Source organism: Enterobacter sp. MGH 37 (assembly GCF_000534515.1).
Taxonomy (GTDB): Bacteria; Pseudomonadota; Gammaproteobacteria; order Enterobacterales; family Enterobacteriaceae; genus Enterobacter; species Enterobacter kobei.
Map to the genome: position 1 here is coordinate 96,801 of NZ_KI973207.1, position 14,102 is coordinate 110,902.

The 14,102-nt window shown below is 58.4% G+C and carries 15 protein-coding genes and 3 pseudogenes; 12 read left to right on the top strand and 6 right to left on the bottom strand.

The annotated features are described in order from the left end of the window. Positions 1–70: 70 nt before the first annotated feature. The 10 genes from hsp20-GI to L383_RS00420 all read left to right on the top strand — a co-directional run bounded on the left by hsp20-GI (position 71) and on the right by L383_RS00420 (position 9,125). Positions 71–529 carry a small heat shock protein sHSP20-GI gene (hsp20-GI, locus tag L383_RS00465; RefSeq protein WP_004118778.1) on the top strand — a complete coding sequence of 153 codons (459 nt, stop codon included), beginning with the start codon at positions 71–73 and terminating at the stop codon, positions 527–529. 22 nt (positions 530–551) lie between these two features. Next, on the top strand, positions 552–1,466 hold the full coding sequence (gene yfdX1, locus L383_RS00460; RefSeq protein ID WP_023332905.1) for a heat resistance protein YfdX1: 915 nt from the start codon (positions 552–554) through the stop codon (positions 1,464–1,466). 102 nt (positions 1,467–1,568) lie between these two features. Next, positions 1,569–2,456: a heat resistance protein YfdX2 gene (yfdX2, locus tag L383_RS00455; RefSeq protein WP_013307890.1), complete on the top strand. Its 888-nt coding sequence runs from the start codon at positions 1,569–1,571 to the stop codon at positions 2,454–2,456. Positions 2,457–2,545: 89 nt separating this feature from the next. After that, positions 2,546–3,187 carry a heat resistance membrane protein HdeD-GI gene (gene hdeD-GI, locus L383_RS00450; RefSeq protein WP_023329026.1) on the top strand — a complete coding sequence of 214 codons (642 nt, stop codon included), beginning with the start codon at positions 2,546–2,548 and terminating at the stop codon, positions 3,185–3,187. A 48-nt stretch (positions 3,188–3,235) separates the two neighbouring features. Continuing rightward, positions 3,236–4,381: a hypothetical protein gene (locus L383_RS00445; protein WP_023326111.1), complete on the top strand. Its 1,146-nt coding sequence runs from the start codon at positions 3,236–3,238 to the stop codon at positions 4,379–4,381. Then, positions 4,371–4,811, top strand: a complete 441-nt coding sequence (trx-GI, locus tag L383_RS00440; RefSeq protein ID WP_000786816.1) for a heat resistance system thioredoxin Trx-GI — start codon at positions 4,371–4,373, stop codon at positions 4,809–4,811. Before L383_RS00445 ends, trx-GI begins: the two co-directional genes overlap by 11 nt. A 3-nt stretch (positions 4,812–4,814) precedes the next feature. Next, positions 4,815–6,524, top strand: coding sequence for a heat resistance system K+/H+ antiporter KefB-GI (gene kefB-GI / locus L383_RS00435; protein ID WP_023326110.1), 1,710 nt, complete (start codon positions 4,815–4,817; stop codon positions 6,522–6,524). Between the two features lie 2 nt (positions 6,525–6,526). Continuing rightward, entirely contained in the window at positions 6,527–7,024 is a 498-nt protein-coding gene (gene psiE-GI, locus L383_RS00430; protein WP_023332904.1) for a heat resistance protein PsiE-GI, read from the top strand. Next, positions 7,002–7,949 carry a zinc metalloprotease HtpX gene (locus L383_RS00425; RefSeq protein WP_023332903.1) on the top strand — a complete coding sequence of 316 codons (948 nt, stop codon included), beginning with the start codon at positions 7,002–7,004 and terminating at the stop codon, positions 7,947–7,949. The genes psiE-GI and L383_RS00425 overlap by 23 nt, the downstream gene beginning before the upstream one ends. Before the next feature lie 24 nt (positions 7,950–7,973). Beyond that, positions 7,974–9,125, top strand: coding sequence for a S1C family serine protease (locus tag L383_RS00420; protein ID WP_032629948.1), 1,152 nt, complete (start codon positions 7,974–7,976; stop codon positions 9,123–9,125). A 224-nt stretch (positions 9,126–9,349) separates the two neighbouring features. Here the strand turns inward: L383_RS00420 and L383_RS00415 are convergent. Next, positions 9,350–9,745 (bottom strand): annotated as a pseudogene (locus L383_RS00415) (IS5/IS1182 family transposase); the annotation flags it as partial. Positions 9,746–9,969: 224 nt separating this feature from the next. On the opposite strand from L383_RS00415, the pseudogene L383_RS00410 reads away from it, so the two are divergent. Further along, positions 9,970–10,287 (top strand): annotated as a pseudogene (locus L383_RS00410) (IS110 family transposase); the annotation flags it as partial. A 54-nt stretch (positions 10,288–10,341) separates the two neighbouring features. Here L383_RS00410 and L383_RS00405 read toward each other — a convergent pair. Then, on the bottom strand, positions 10,342–11,046 hold the full coding sequence (locus tag L383_RS00405; protein ID WP_001067855.1) for an IS6-like element IS26 family transposase: 705 nt from the start codon (positions 11,044–11,046) through the stop codon (positions 10,342–10,344). 62 nt (positions 11,047–11,108) lie between these two features. On the opposite strand from L383_RS00405, the pseudogene L383_RS00400 reads away from it, so the two are divergent. Continuing rightward, positions 11,109–12,023: pseudogene (locus L383_RS00400) on the top strand (IS110-like element IS4321 family transposase); the annotation flags it as partial. Between the two features lie 318 nt (positions 12,024–12,341). On the opposite strand, the gene L383_RS00395 reads toward L383_RS00400, so the two are convergent. From L383_RS00395 to L383_RS00380, 4 genes are all read right to left on the bottom strand, one after another. Next, positions 12,342–12,656, bottom strand: coding sequence for a hypothetical protein (locus L383_RS00395; protein WP_000091613.1), 315 nt, complete (start codon positions 12,654–12,656; stop codon positions 12,342–12,344). A 254-nt stretch (positions 12,657–12,910) separates the two neighbouring features. Then, positions 12,911–13,267 carry a cupin domain-containing protein gene (locus L383_RS00390; protein WP_000215515.1) on the bottom strand — a complete coding sequence of 119 codons (357 nt, stop codon included), beginning with the start codon at positions 13,265–13,267 and terminating at the stop codon, positions 12,911–12,913. Then, positions 13,257–13,658, bottom strand: a complete 402-nt coding sequence (locus L383_RS00385) for a HepT-like ribonuclease domain-containing protein (protein WP_001293886.1) — start codon at positions 13,656–13,658, stop codon at positions 13,257–13,259. The genes L383_RS00390 and L383_RS00385 overlap by 11 nt, the downstream gene beginning before the upstream one ends. Beyond that, on the bottom strand, positions 13,655–13,945 hold the full coding sequence (locus L383_RS00380; RefSeq protein ID WP_001247892.1) for a nucleotidyltransferase family protein: 291 nt from the start codon (positions 13,943–13,945) through the stop codon (positions 13,655–13,657). Before L383_RS00380 ends, L383_RS00385 begins: the two co-directional genes overlap by 4 nt. Positions 13,946–14,102: the final 157 nt, after the last annotated feature.

Consider the following 14,102-nt stretch of genomic DNA (forward strand, 5'->3'; position numbering starts at 1 on the left):
ATTCAGAGTAAACCGACGGCTCTGTTCAGTGCGTCATCCAATTCGTCGGCATTGTTCAAGGAGAACCGATATGTCTGCATTGACTCCGTGGGACCCCTTCCGGGAACTGGATGAATTGCAAAACCGCCTGGCGACGATGTCCGGACGAATACCCCAGCGACAGGGCGCCCGTACCGGCAACGAAGCCATGACCACGGCGGACTGGGCTCCAATGGCGGACATCAGCGAGGATGAGAACGCATTCCTCCTCAAGCTGGATCTGCCGGAGGTCCCCAAGGATGCCGTGCGCGTCAGCGCGGAAAACGGTGTGCTCACCATCAGCGGCGAGCGCAAACTGGAAAAAGAGGAGCAGGGCAAGAAGTTCCACCGCATCGAACGTGCCTATGGCCGCTTTGTGCGCAGCTTTGTCTTGCCTGACAACGTTGATCCGACCAAGGTGACGGCTTCCATGAAAGACGGCGTGCTGGAAGTGCGGCTTGTCAAGGCCGAGCAAGCCAAACCGAAACAGATTGAAATCTCAGTCAACTAACTTCAATCAAGAGCCCAAGATCATGAATATCAAACAGCCACAATACACCTTCTCCGCACTTGCCCTGGCGGTTGTCGTCGGACTGAGCGGACCGGCTCTGGCCCAATCGGCGGCAGGTTCTAGCCCAGGTGCTTCAGCACCCTCTGCCGCATCCAAGGCGGCACAGCCACAGGTAGATGACAAGGCCGCCCGGGAAGCCGATAAAAAGCGTGCCGAGCTCACTCAAGACGCCATCACGGCGCTCACCAAGACCCAGGAGGCTTTGACCCTCCTTGATGCAAACAAGACCAAGGAGGCGCTTGCTGCGCTGGAACTGGCCAGCGGAAAGCTGGAACTGGTATTGGCACGCGACGCCAAACTTGCTTTGGCGCCGGTCGATGTACGCGTCATCACCCACGATATCCACGCCAACGTGGAATCGGTAAAGAAAGCGGTCAAGTTGTCTCGGGAGTTGTTGGGTGATGGCGAGGTGCAAAAGGCCCGGCCCATCATTGCCAATCTGGCCAGCGAAATCGTAATCCAAACCGACAACCTTCCGATGGCAACGTACCCGGCAGCGATCAAGTCGGCCGCACGGCTCATCGACAGCGGCAAGATCGACAACGCCAAAGCGGAACTCGCCCGAGCACTGAACACGCTGGTGGTGACCTCGGTCGCCTTTCCTCTGCCCGTGCTACGGGCCGAAGCCGCGATGGCAAAAGCTGAAAAGCTGGCCGAGACCGACAGGCGCGATGCCAAGCAGAACGAGGAGCTCAGCACCTTGCTGTCGTCCGTGCGCACGGAGATCGAGATGGCGCAGATCCTGGGTTATGGCAAGAAGGCGGACTTCAAACCCATCTTCGATCAGGTGAAGTCCATTGAGCAAAAGTCGGCTGGTGGCAAAAGCGGCAAGGGATGGTTCGACGAGTTGAAGACGCGCATCCAAAAGCTGTTTTGAGGTGATGAAGGGGCTGACTGCTCTGTCGGTCAGTCTCGCGATGTTCGCATTCAGCCCCAATAGATTCGCCTATTTTCACTATCTCATACGAGGCATATCACCATGAATGAGCAAACACCGAATCCCAATGCGACGAACGAAGGAAAAAACGAACAGGCCGCGGTAAGCAGCCTTCCTGTCAGTCCAGAGTCCAAGCCTGAAGTCGTCACGGAGGTACAGCCTGAGGTTCAGAAAGAAACGGACTCGCAGGCGGCAGACAAACGTAAACAAGTCCTCGATGAGGCAGTCTCGGCCTTGTCGCTGACCAAATCAGCGCTGGCCGCACTTGACGGCAAGGACACTGCACGCGCATTGGCAACGCTGGCCGAAGTGACGGGAAAGCTGGAGCTGATCGTCGCGCGCGAACCCACGCTCGCCCTGGCCGGCGTTGATGTGCGCACCATCGTGCACGACTTGTTCGCCAACACGGAAACCATTGAGGCGATGACCGACGAGGCGCTGGATGCCCTCAAACATGGCGAGGTGCAACAGGCTCGCCACGTGCTGGCTTTGCTGGCCAGTGAAATCGTGATCACGGTCACCAGCATCCCTTTGGCGTCCTATCCCGCAGCCGTGAAGGCAGTCGTGCCGCTGATCGATCAGGGCAAGATCGAAGAAGCCAAAGCCGCGCTGCAGTCAGCGCTCAGCACGCTGGTCGAGGAGCGCAGCGTGCTTCCGCTGCCCGTCCTGCGTGCGAAGCTGCTCCTGAAGCGCGCCGAGCCCCTGGTAGAAGATGGTCAGCGCAGCGAAGCATCCAATGAGCGCCTGGAGACATTGTTGAACGAAGCCCGGCAGCAGTTGGAAATGGCAGAACTGCTGGGCTATGGAAAAAGGAAGGACTTTGAGCCCCTGTACGCTGAACTCAAGAAAATCAAGGAAAAGACGGGAGGGGGAGGCTGCGGAAAAGGCTGGCTCGATGAAGTCAAGGCAAAACTGTCCAGGTTGTTCTGAAACCGCTGGAGAGGGGGCGCATAGCGCCCCCTCTCTTGTCCCATGAGTGTTTGATTTTTTATTTTGTATAGATCTTTAGGAGATATTGCATGAAAACAGACACCATCGCCAATTCCAATGCGGATGACCCCACCAAAGCACTGTGTTCGCTGAGCCAAAATTGGTGGCTTTTTGTGCTGCGCGGTGTCTTGGCATTGATTTTTGCAGCCCTCGCGTTCTGGATGCCACAATCGGCTCTGTTGGCCATGACCATCATGTTCGGCGCATTTTCCTTGGTCAATGGCGCGTTCAACTTGTTTGCAGCGGTGCGCCATATCCAGAAAAAAGAGCGCTGGGGCTGGCTGCTGTTCAGCGGCATTGTCGGCATACTTACGGGCGTCGTCGTCCTGGTTGCTCCTTGGGTCGCCACGATAGTCTTGGCTTCTTTTTTATGGGCTAGCGTGGGCTTCTGGGCGATTTTCACCGGTGTGCTGGAGATATCCGCCGCCGTTCGGCTGCGTCGGGAAATCAAGGGTGAAATCTGGCTTGCCCTCAGTGGACTGCTCTCGATTATCCTTGGTGCTATCGTCTTGTGGATATTTTTTACCCGTCCGGTCGAGTCATTCGTGGCCGCAGGCTGGCTGTTGGGTTTCCATGCGGCAGTCTATGGCGTCACGCTTTTGTTCTTGAGTTGGAGTCTTCGCAAACGCGCCTGGGGTAAGAGCGTGCCAAACCAAAATCTATGGATATGAGCATCCTCGATTCATGCCTCCATAGAAATGACATCGAAGGAGTCATACATGCAGATACAATATAGCTATCGAGCTATCGACAAAGAGTTTCATGAACCTTGGCAGAGAGCTTTGGGAAATGTGATCGAGCACGCCCTCAAGCCATTGCTCGACAAACACACTAAAGATTCAGCGCGACTTCAAATCGTCCTTGATCGCGACAAGATCAAGCGGCAATTTCTGGCCAGTGGCTATATGCACCTGCCCGGCAAAAAGATTGTCAGCGTTACTGCATCACATGACGAGCTGACGCCCCTCGCGCAGATGCTCGCACAGTCGTTGTTCCGTCAGGCCAAGAAGCATTTTGACCGACTGCATGCTCAGGATCAAATCAAGCGCAAAGCACGACGCGAGCGCTTGCGCGAGCTCAAGGTGCGGATTGCCGCAAAACCCGCATCAGCCGCCCATGAGGCCGAGGTGACCCGAATGCCTCTACTGTCGAAACTTGAGGCTGTCGCAAGGCGTGAGCTGGCTTATCTGCGGGCCGTCGGCGATTTACCGCGCGATTATCCGACGCTGCGCGACGTGGTGGATGAAGCGATTGTCCGAGCTAAGGTGGAATGGCAATCCGTGCCGGGGGAAAAAGAGGCTTACACCGGTCTTTTGAAGCATCTGTTCGCCGTCCTGGATAACGAAGTGGCAAGCAGCCGGCAATTTGGCGAATTCGTTTCTCTGGACGCGCCGGTCGAACCGGATGCCCAAGACGTGGCCGAGGCCATGGTGGAAGAGGAAATCTTCGAATTTTATCAGCACGATGACACACTCAAGCTGGCCGATATTTTCGCTGGCAGTCAGCATCCCGATGTCGCAACGATCGCGGAACAGGAGGAGCTGATTGATCGGTCGAGCGAGTTCGCTTTTGCATTTGACCTGCTGAAGGACATGCCGCGTTTGTGGCGGCGCATTTTTCTGCTTATCCGTGTGGACGGGCTGAATGCCAGCAGCGTCTCTGAAATCCTGCTGATTCCTAGTAAGGAAGATGCTGTCCGAAGGTGGCTCATGCAGGCCGAAGCATTCATCGCTGCTCATCTGGAAGAGGCCGGAGTAAGCAAAAACGGGAACGATTGGCTCCAAGGCGTTGATTGGTCGGCATTGTCTGTGACCCGAAACGAGGCAGCCTCACTGTGGTCCAAGGAGGCGAACCATGAAGAATGATCTTCACCTTGTCTGCCCGCATTGCCAGTCCATCAACCGCGTACCGACTGCGAAGCTATCGGAACATCCCAACTGTGGCCGCTGCCAGCAGCCCTTGTTCACGGGCGAGCCCATCGAGTTGACCACGGCGACGTTCTCGCGCCACGTGGAGCGCAGCGATCTGCCGCTGCTGGTCGATTTCTGGGCGCCATGGTGCGGGCCGTGCAAGATGATGGCGCCACAGTTCCAGCAAGCGGCGCACCAGCTCGAACCGAGGATCCGGCTGGCGAAGGTGAATACCGAGGCTGAGCCCCACCTGGCCACGCAGTTCGGTATCCGCAGCATCCCGACGCTTGCCCTGTTCCAGGGTGGGCGGGAAATCGCCCGTCAGGCCGGCGTGATGGGCGCGCAGGACATCGTGCGCTGGACGTCGACGCAAGTGGGACGCTGACCGATGCAGGGCTTGCTCGGCACTACACTAATCCTGCTGGCAGCTTGCAGCCTGGCGGCGATGGCGACGGCGGCGTTCAGAGTGCCCGCCTTGCTGGGGTATCTCTCTGTCGGCGTTGTACTGGGCCCCTCAGTCATCGGCGTGATCGCGCCGGGGGAGACGCTGAGCTTTCTGTCCGAGCTGGGCGTGGCGCTGCTGTTGTTCATGGTCGGACTGGAATTCTCCCTCGGAGACTTCTGGCTCGCCCGCAGGACGGTGCTGATGGCGGGCGCTCTGCAGATGATCGCCGTGGCCCCGCCGCTGATCCTGCTATTGATGTGGCTGGGGCAGCCCGGCCAGAGCGCCGCGCTGCTCGGCACTGCGGCGGCCATGTCGTCCACGGCGCTGGTCAGCCGACAACTGGCCGACCAAGGCGAGCTCACCACCCGCCACGGACGCAGTGCCATCGCCGTGCTGGTCTTTCAGGACCTGGCCAGCGTGCCCCTGCTGGCCTTGCTGGCGATCTGGGCGCGCGGCGAGTCGCCGAAGATCGAGCATGTGCTGCTCGAAGTATTCGGTGTGCTGCTGCTGTTCGCGGCAGCGGCCCTCGTCTCGCGCCGTCTGTTGCATGGCCTGCTGGGCTGGGTGGCGCGGCGGGGCCACGAGGAATCGTTCGTGCTCGTCTCCTTGTGCGTGGTGGTGGCTGCCGCCGCTGCTGCGCACGCGGTCGGCGTATCCGCCGCCCTGGGGGCCTTCCTCGCCGGGATGGTGCTGGGCGAGAGCGACTTCCGGCACCACATGGAAAGCCACCTCAGGCCGTTTCGCGATGTGTTGTCGGGCGTGTTCTTCGTGACCATCGGCCTGCAACTGGACGCAGCACAGATTCTTTCGGCACCGCTGGCGGTGCTGGCGTGGCTGGTGGTGCTGGTACCGGTCAAGATCCTGCTCAATACGCTGGCCTTGCGGGCGACGCGCCTGTCCGCCCTCGATGCCTGGCGCACGGGCATAGCGTTGGGGCACGGCGGCGAGTTCGCCCTGCTGTTGTTGGGCACGGTCTTGCAGCAGCATCTGATCCCCGCGACCGTCGTCCAACCCATGCTGGTCGCGCTGGTGCTCAGCATGGCCCTGGCACCGCTACTGATCCGCCATCACGATGTACTTGCCCGGTTCTTGAGCCGCACCGGCGGCGTCATTCAGCCACCCCAGGCTGAAGAAGTCGAGATCGCCGCGCAGACGACGCGATATCGAGACCATGTCATCGTTTGCGGCGCGGGCGAGCTTGGCCTGACAGTCAGCGAGATTCTTCGCCACGCCGGCGTGGCGCATCTGCTGCTGGAGGCGGACGCGCAGAAGGTAGAGGCCGCGCGTGCCGCCGGCGCGCCGGTGTTCCATGGCGATGCCAGTCGGCCCGATACCTTGCTGGCTGCCGGCTTGACGCATGCGCACTTGGTGGTGCTAACGTTCGCCCATGCCCAGCAAGCGTTGCGCATCGCCCAGGCGATTGCCGAGCGCCGTCCGGCGCTAACCTTGTGGGTGTCATGCAGAAGTACGACCGCGGCCGATGCATTTCGCGCCATGCCTAACGTGCGCGTTTATCAGCAATCCTTTGCCGCAGCTATTGGGCTGGCGGAACAGGTGATGTCGACGCTTGGCATGTCGACCGAGTTGATTGAAGGACACATCAGTGCAATGCGCCGCCGTCTCGACAGCAGCCGTTTTCCAGGGAGTTCATAGTCATGAAATCAAAACGCCTTAACCCATTTCAGGTCTTGCGTGACCAATTGGCCATCATGAGTTTTTACGAGCGCTTCGAGCAGGTCGTCGCGCTCGTGCTGTCGGCGGTGATCGCCGTCATCATCATGGTGTCGCTGTTCCAGCTCATCTCCATCGTCTTCACGCTGCTGGTTCTCGATGCCTTCAATCCCCTGGACCACAAGGTATTCCAGAGCGTGTTCGGCATGATCATGACGCTCTTGATCGCGATGGAGTTCAAGCATTCCATGGTGCGCGTGGCGCTGCGTCGGGACAGCATCATCCAGGTTAAGACGGTGGTCCTGATCGCGGTGATCGCACTCTCCCGCAAGTTCGTGATCCTCGACTCCGACGCGAGCCCCGCAAAGATAGCCGCGCTGGCAGGCGCCACGCTGGCTCTGGGTGCGACCTACTGGCTGCTGCGCAAGCGCGGCGACCGCGCCGCCGAGACCTCTGAGCATGACCCGTCATCATCCGAGTGATCCGCGCACTGCGCTCTTGCAACACCGCTGGCTCAACCGCCTGCAGACCGGGCTGTTGGTCCTGACCCTGGTCGGGATCGCAGCCGCAGCAGGGAGACTGCCATTTGGGGAAGGCTGCCTGTGGCTCGCGCTGTTTGCCGTTGCAGGTGCGTTGCTGCTGGACCCGGTAGCCGCGTCGGCGCTGAGCTTGCGCCTGTACCGCGTACGGGCCTTGCACCCGCAACAAGCCCACGAGATGTGGGCCCTGTTGCGCGAGCTGCCCGCCACGCCGGTGCCGCACTATGTGCCCAGTGCCGTCGTCAACGCCTTCGCCACCGGATCGAAGCAGGAGGCATCGATCGCCCTCACCGATGGCCTGCTGCGCAGCCTGAGCCCACGCGAGCTGGCGGGTGTGCTCGCGCACGAGGTCGCGCACATCACTAATGAGGATCTGCGTATCATGGGGCTGGCGGATTCCGTCAGTCGCCTCACGTGCCTACTGGCCCTTATGGGACAGATCGCGATCCTGCTCAGCCTGCCCGCGCTGCTGGTTGGCGCGGCGGAGGTCTATTGGCCTGGTCTATTGTTATTGGCCGCATCGCCCCAACTGGCCCTGCTCGCACAGCTCGGCTTGTCTCGCGTGCGTGAGTTCGACGCTGACCGCCTTGCGGCGGAACTGACTGGCGACCCGCAGGGGCTGGCGTCCGCGCTGGCGAAAATCGAGCGGGTCAGCCGCTCCTGGCGTGCCTGGCTATGGCCGGGATGGGGCAATCCCGAGCCCTCCTGCTTGCGCACGCGTCCGGCAACGCAAGAGCGCATCGCACGCCTGCTGACGTTGGCGCCTGGGCCAGCATCAGCGTTGCCACTCCGCGCGCCCCATTTTTTGCCGGAATCCGCTTTGGCGACGCGCCCACCGCGCTGGCGCCCGAGCGGGCTGTGGCGCTGATTGCCCATCAACAGGAGACGTCTCATCGCCTATCTCGACCCGTACCAACGCCCCGCGCCGGACCGCTTCGTCCGGCGCTGGCTCTTCATCACCGCCTGTATTGCCGCGCTCATGCTGCTGTGGCAGTTTCTGTCTGCCATCGAGGCCTGGTTCAGTCCGCGCGAGGCAGCAGAACGCACCGTGATGGCGCGTGGCGATCTGGCGGCGGACGAGAAAACCACCATCGAACTGTTCGAAAAATCGCGCGCCTCGGTGGTCTACATCACCACCGCGCAATTAGTACGCGATGTCTGGACGCGCAACGTGTTCTCCGTGCCGCGCGGCACTGGCTCGGGCTTCATCTGGGACGACGCCGGCCACGTCGTCACCAACTTCCACGTCATCCAGGGCGCGTCCGAAGCCACCGTCAAACTGGCCGACGGCCGCGACTACCAGGCCGCGCTGGTGGGGACGAGCCCCGCGCACGACATCGCCGTGCTCAAGATCGGCGTCGGTTTCAAGCGCCCGCCGGCCGTGCCGGTCGGCACCAGTGCCGACCTCAAGGTGGGTCAGAAGGTGTTTGCTATCGGCAACCCCTTCGGCCTGGACTGGACGCTCACCACTGGTATCGTCTCCGCGCTCGACCGCTCGTTGCCGGGAGAAGCGGGCGGCCCGGCCATCGATCACCTGATCCAGACCGACGCCGCCATCAACCCCGGCAATTCCGGTGGCCCGCTGCTCGATTCGGCTGGGCGGCTGATCGGCATCAATACCGCCATCTACAGTCCGTCTGGCGCCTCGGCCGGAATAGGCTTTGCGGTGCCGGTCGATACCGTCATGCGCGTGGTGCCGCAACTCATAAAGACCGGCAAGTACATCCGTCCGGCGCTGGGCATCGAGGTGGATGAGCAGCTCAACACGCGTCTGCAGGCGCTGACCGGCAGTAAGGGCGTATTCGTATTGCGCGTGACGCCGGGCTCGGCGGCGCACAGGGCCGGGCTCGTCGGCGTCGAGGTCACCGCAGGCGGCATCGTGCCCGGCGATCGCGTTATCAGCATCGACGGTATCGCCGTTGACGACGTCACCACATTACAGGCCCGGCTAGACGACAAGAACGTTGGAGATGTTGTGGTCTTGTTAGTGGAGCGGGCCGGCAAGACTCGCGAGATGCTTGTGGAACTACGACCGGGAGTTTGATGGAAAGTGGGTCATGGATCTGCACAGCGAAGCAGCCAAGCGACTTCAGCCTTGCGCCGAACTACGAGCCCTAGCTAGGGATGGTCTGAAGTAGCCCTGTATTTCCGGCTGACTTCTGCCACTGCTGATTTTGAAAGCGGTGAACCGATCAAAAACGATCGGATCACCCGCTCATTTCGGTGCTTTCAGCCGTCGCGAGCACCTTGCGACGGCCATTTTCCGCATTACAGGCGCACCTCTCCTGCGCTTGCCAGCAAATGTCGGCGGGCCATCCATAGGTTCGACAGGGCAAACAGCGTCACCAGTTGTGCAGTGTTCTTCACCAGCCCTCGGAAACGTACCTTGGTGTAGCCGAACTGCCGCTTGATCACGCGAAACGGGGGCTCTACCTTCGCTCGCACTTGCGCCTTGGCCTTCTCGATCTTGCGCTTGGCTTTGTACAGGGCGCTGCGTTTATCGAGCATCTTGTAGGTGCTGCGGCGTGCTGCGACCTGCCAGATCACTTCTCGGTCGGCATGCTCGGAGCGCTTTTCGACGCCTGTGTAGCCGTCATCGGCGCAGACGACGTTCTCGTCGCCGTGCAGCAGTTTGTCGACCTGGGTGACATCCGCCACGGTGGCTTGTATCTAACAGTTTGTGGTGATTAGCTACCACCACTGAAGCAGAGTGAGCCGCCCCCTTCCCTTAAGGTCAGAAAAGTCGGCACCGCTGAACCTTGATTTGCAGCACATGGCCCTCCGCTTCACCTTTCACGCCAGCACATCAGGTTGAACGGTTATCGGGAGCTCGACTCCGTATGTACAAGGCGAACAGGCGTGACGGTTTATGTGAGAGGAGTTTGACCATGTTTCCAGTCGGCATTGACGTAAGTAAAAACACCCTGGATCTTTGCATGCTTTATGACGGTATCAAAGGACGCATAAAAACCCGTAACATCCAGAATAACAGACATTCAGTTGAAAATATTCTTCGCTGGCTCAGGCTTCAACATTGCAGTCCGGAAGATGTTCATGTGGTAATGGAAGCTACCGGTGTTTATCACGAACGGCTGGCCACTGAATTACATGATGCCGGTTTCCGGGTTTCTCTGGCCAACCCTCACCGTAGTCGGGAGTTTGCGCGTGGCATGGGAATCATGACAAAAACGGATAAGGTGGATGCGTAGGCACTGTTGCAAAGTTAGCGATGAGGCAGCCTTTTGTCTTATTCAAAGGCCTTACATTTCAAAAACTCTGCTTACCAGGCGCATTTCGCCCAGGGGATCACCATAATAAAATGCTGAGGCCTGGCCTTTGCGTAGTGCACGCATCACCTCAATACCTTTGATGGTGGCGTAAGCCGTCTTCATGGATTTAAATCCCAGCGTGGCGCCGATTATCCGTTTCAGTTTGCCATGATCGCATTCAATCACGTTGTTCCGGTACTTAATCTGTCGGTGTTCAACGTCAGACGGGCACCGGCCTTCGCGTTTGAGCAGAGCAAGCGCGCGACCATAGGCGGGCGCTTTATCCGTGTTGATGAATCGCGGGATCTGCCACTTCTTCACGTTGTTGAGGATTTTACCCAGAAACCGGTATGCAGCTTTGCTGTTACGACGGGAGGAGAGATAAAAATCGACAGTGCGGCCCCGGCTGTCGACGGCCCGGTACAGATACGCCCAGCGGCCATTGACCTTCACGTAGGTTTCATCCATGTGCCACGGGCAAAGATCGGAAGGGTTACGCCAGTACCAGCGCAGCCGTTTTTCCATTTCAGGCGCATAACGCTGAACCCAGCGGTAAATCGTGGAGTGATCGACATTCACTCCGCGTTCAGCCAGCATCTCCTGCAGCTCACGGTAACTGATGCCGTATTTGCAGTACCAGCGTACGGCCCACAGAATGATGTCACGCTGAAAATGCCGGCCTTTGAATGGGTTCATGTGCAGCTCCATCAGCAAAAGGGGATGATAAGTTTATCACCACCGACTATTTGCAACAGTGCCAAAAATTTACCCGGCCAAAGTTGATCGAATTTTTGGCGACATGCCCCGCTACAACCATCGCAATGGAAGCCTGTGGCGGTTCTCACTTTATGGCACGCAAGTTGGAAGAGTTGGGGCATTCCCCAAAGCTGATATCACCACAATTTGTCCGCCCGTTCGTTAAAAGCAATAAAAACGACTTTGTCGACGCCGAAGCTATTTGTGAAGCTGCATCGCGTCCGTCTATGCGTTTTGTGCAGCCCAGAACGGAATCTCAGCAGGCAATGCGGGCTCTGCATCGTGTCCGTGAATCCCTGGTTCAGGATAAGGTAAAAACAACCAATCAAATGCATGCTTTTCTGCTGGAATTTGGCATTAGCGTTCCCCGAGGAGCTGCCGTTATTAGCCGACTGAGTACCATTCTTGAGGATAATAGTTTGCCTCTTTACCTCAGCCAGTTATTGCTGAAATTACAACAGCATTATCACTATCTTGTTGAGCAGATTAAAGATTTGGAATCCCAGTTGAAACGAAAGTTGGACGAAGATGAGGTTGGACAGCGCTTGCTGAGCATTCCCTGCGTCGGAACACTGACAGCGAGTACTATTTCAACTGAGATTGGCGACGGGAAGCAGTACGCCAGCAGCCGTGACTTTGCGGCGGCAACAGGGCTTGTACCTCGGCAGTACAGCACGGGAGGTAGGACGACATTGCTGGGAATTAGTAAGCGAGGTAATAAAAAGATCCGAACTTTGTTGGTTCAATGTGCCAGGGTATTCATACAAAAACTGGAACACCAGTCTGGCAAATTGGCCGATTGGGTCAGGGATTTACTGTGCCGGAAAAGCAACTTTGTCGTCACTTGTGCTCTGGCAAACAAGCTGGCCAGAATAGCCTGGGCCCTAACGGCACGACAGCAAACTTATGTAGCATAACGGCAGAAATACACCGGTTTAAAGAATTACTGATCTGGTTTTGCGAATACTGATATTGATGATACTAACGGCCCACCGGCCTGTTGAGGAACCTGTAAAACGGAAAGGCTCATTGAAGCCGTATATTTTCTGGAGGTTCATCAGGCGCGGAACTCATCAAGGCGCGGGAATAAAATCCCATTCAGACGCCGGATAGATTCAAGCAAGCCAACTTGTCGTCAAAATCGGTGTTGCAAAAACGGGAGTGACCATAGATTCCGTTTTCTGAGACGACCCCAAACAGGTGTCGGGAAATTTCGTTGAGATATTTTGAAGGAATCACAGTGTAAGCAGGCGCTTTTTCAGGGAGGCGCGTTCTTGCGGGTTGCGTCCCTTGTGATTGGCGATGCGATCCGCCGTGGCGGCCTGGCGCTTGACGGGCCAGTAGGAGCGGCCATCCTTGCCCATCGACCAGACGCTGCTGGCCTGGTTTTCCAGCAGGGGCAGATGGGCGCTCAGGGCTTCGGGCGACGCGCTGGTCAGCGCCGTGCGCTCACGGGTGCGCCAGCGCTGATGCCAGAGCTTCTTGTCCTCGCGCTCGCTGCCGCAGGTCGTGTGCCCGACGATGGGTGTTTTGCGGCGGCTGCGGCTCATAACGTAGTGGTCTCCAAGAACATTCAGGACTGATCCCAGGCGTCGATGGTCAAGACCTGATCGGCAGGACAGGCGGCTACGCGGTCGGGAACTGGATGGTGTTCAGTCTCATGCCGACCCCATTCGATTGATCGCGTCGCTTGCGGCACGCTGCGACGCAAGGAGGTTTGCGACCTGGTTTAGCAGCCGTGTCCGCTGCATGTCTGTTACCTATCTCCCCGACCGCTCATTGGACCAACTCCAGAGATTGGGCTCTATCGCTCAGCCAATACGAAACCGGCATTGGCTGATGCCACAACCGAGACTAACACAAATGGCTCGGTACCTGTATTTCGCGCCCCGTGCACTTGGCCCGGTCTTGCCACGGCTATCTCACCTTCCCTGAGGGCACGAACAATCCCATTGCCCTGAAAGTAATCAGCCATTCCCGACAAAACAGTCCACGTGTCTTGGCCGTGAGGATGAATGTGAGCCGCAATTTCCTGCCCGGGATGGACATGCCAAACCACGATAATTGAGTCTCGGGTTTCAAGCACAACGGAACGAATAGGCTCGCCTTCGGACGGCTGAACATACTCGGCTACAGAAAATATTCTCGATTCAACAGTCATCGGAGATCCCTCTTTCACAGTTGTCGTTACGGTCTTCATCGTCGGCATCCTGACGCACGGCGGGCAATTGCTGGAGCAACGCCGGCAGCCATTCCTGTACCGTCTCCCACACCACATCGAGGTTGATGTCGAAATAGCCGTGAGCCATGCGATTACGCATATTGCGCATGCTGCGCCACGGCACGTCGGCATGCGCCTGGGTGAACTCGACGTAGCCATCCATCACCTTTGTGGCCGCCTCGCCGATGACGATCAGGCTCATGATGACGGCCTGCTGGGTGCGCTTGTCGGCCAAGAAGTCGTCCTTGGCCATCCCTTCCACGAAACTGCGCGCATCGGTTGCGGCCTGCTGAATGTGGTCGAGGTAATCGGGCAGGCGGTTCTCGCTCATATCGGTTGCGCCTCCGCGAGCACCTTGGCCCGGAACTTCGGCGGCAGGTCGCCGGGAGTCAGCAGATCGACGTCAACGCCGAGCAGCGATTTCAGTTCTTCTTCCAAATCGCCCAAGTCCAACAACGTGGCACCGGGCAGCGCATCGACCAACAGGTCGAGGTCGCTGCCATCCCGGTCGGTGCCATGCAGCACCGAGCCGAAGACGCGCGGGTTCGCGGCGCGAAAGCGGCCTACCGCTTCACGCACTGCGCTTCGCTTCATGTCAAGCACAACAGACGGTCGCATGCGCATCCTTTCTTATCGAAACTCGTTGAGATGATATGCAATCAAGAATAGAATTTCAAGAACTTGTATGGGTCCACCACATATTGCAATTTTTACTCTCACGTAAAATATAGTCCACTGGCGTCATCAGTTCGAGTGATTTATGTGGCCTTTTGCT

What these genes read in the sequence shown, in the direction of transcription:
- L383_RS00405 (WP_001067855.1), bottom strand. Translation starts at nt 11,046, where the DNA reads ATGAACCCATTCAAAGGCCGGCATTTTCAGCGTGACATCATTCTGTGG.
- yfdX2 (WP_013307890.1), top strand. Translation starts at nt 1,569, where the DNA reads ATGAATGAGCAAACACCGAATCCCAATGCGACGAACGAAGGAAAAAAC.
- L383_RS00425 (WP_023332903.1), top strand. Translation starts at nt 7,002, where the DNA reads ATGACCCGTCATCATCCGAGTGATCCGCGCACTGCGCTCTTGCAACAC.
- L383_RS00390 (WP_000215515.1), bottom strand. Translation starts at nt 13,267, where the DNA reads ATGACTGTTGAATCGAGAATATTTTCTGTAGCCGAGTATGTTCAGCCG.
- L383_RS00385 (WP_001293886.1), bottom strand. Translation starts at nt 13,658, where the DNA reads ATGAGCGAGAACCGCCTGCCCGATTACCTCGACCACATTCAGCAGGCC.
- yfdX1 (WP_023332905.1), top strand. Translation starts at nt 552, where the DNA reads ATGAATATCAAACAGCCACAATACACCTTCTCCGCACTTGCCCTGGCG.
- psiE-GI (WP_023332904.1), top strand. Translation starts at nt 6,527, where the DNA reads ATGAAATCAAAACGCCTTAACCCATTTCAGGTCTTGCGTGACCAATTG.
- trx-GI (WP_000786816.1), top strand. Translation starts at nt 4,371, where the DNA reads ATGAAGAATGATCTTCACCTTGTCTGCCCGCATTGCCAGTCCATCAAC.
- kefB-GI (WP_023326110.1), top strand. Translation starts at nt 4,815, where the DNA reads ATGCAGGGCTTGCTCGGCACTACACTAATCCTGCTGGCAGCTTGCAGC.
- L383_RS00445 (WP_023326111.1), top strand. Translation starts at nt 3,236, where the DNA reads ATGCAGATACAATATAGCTATCGAGCTATCGACAAAGAGTTTCATGAA.
- L383_RS00380 (WP_001247892.1), bottom strand. Translation starts at nt 13,945, where the DNA reads ATGCGACCGTCTGTTGTGCTTGACATGAAGCGAAGCGCAGTGCGTGAA.
- hdeD-GI (WP_023329026.1), top strand. Translation starts at nt 2,546, where the DNA reads ATGAAAACAGACACCATCGCCAATTCCAATGCGGATGACCCCACCAAA.
- hsp20-GI (WP_004118778.1), top strand. Translation starts at nt 71, where the DNA reads ATGTCTGCATTGACTCCGTGGGACCCCTTCCGGGAACTGGATGAATTG.
- L383_RS00395 (WP_000091613.1), bottom strand. Translation starts at nt 12,656, where the DNA reads ATGAGCCGCAGCCGCCGCAAAACACCCATCGTCGGGCACACGACCTGC.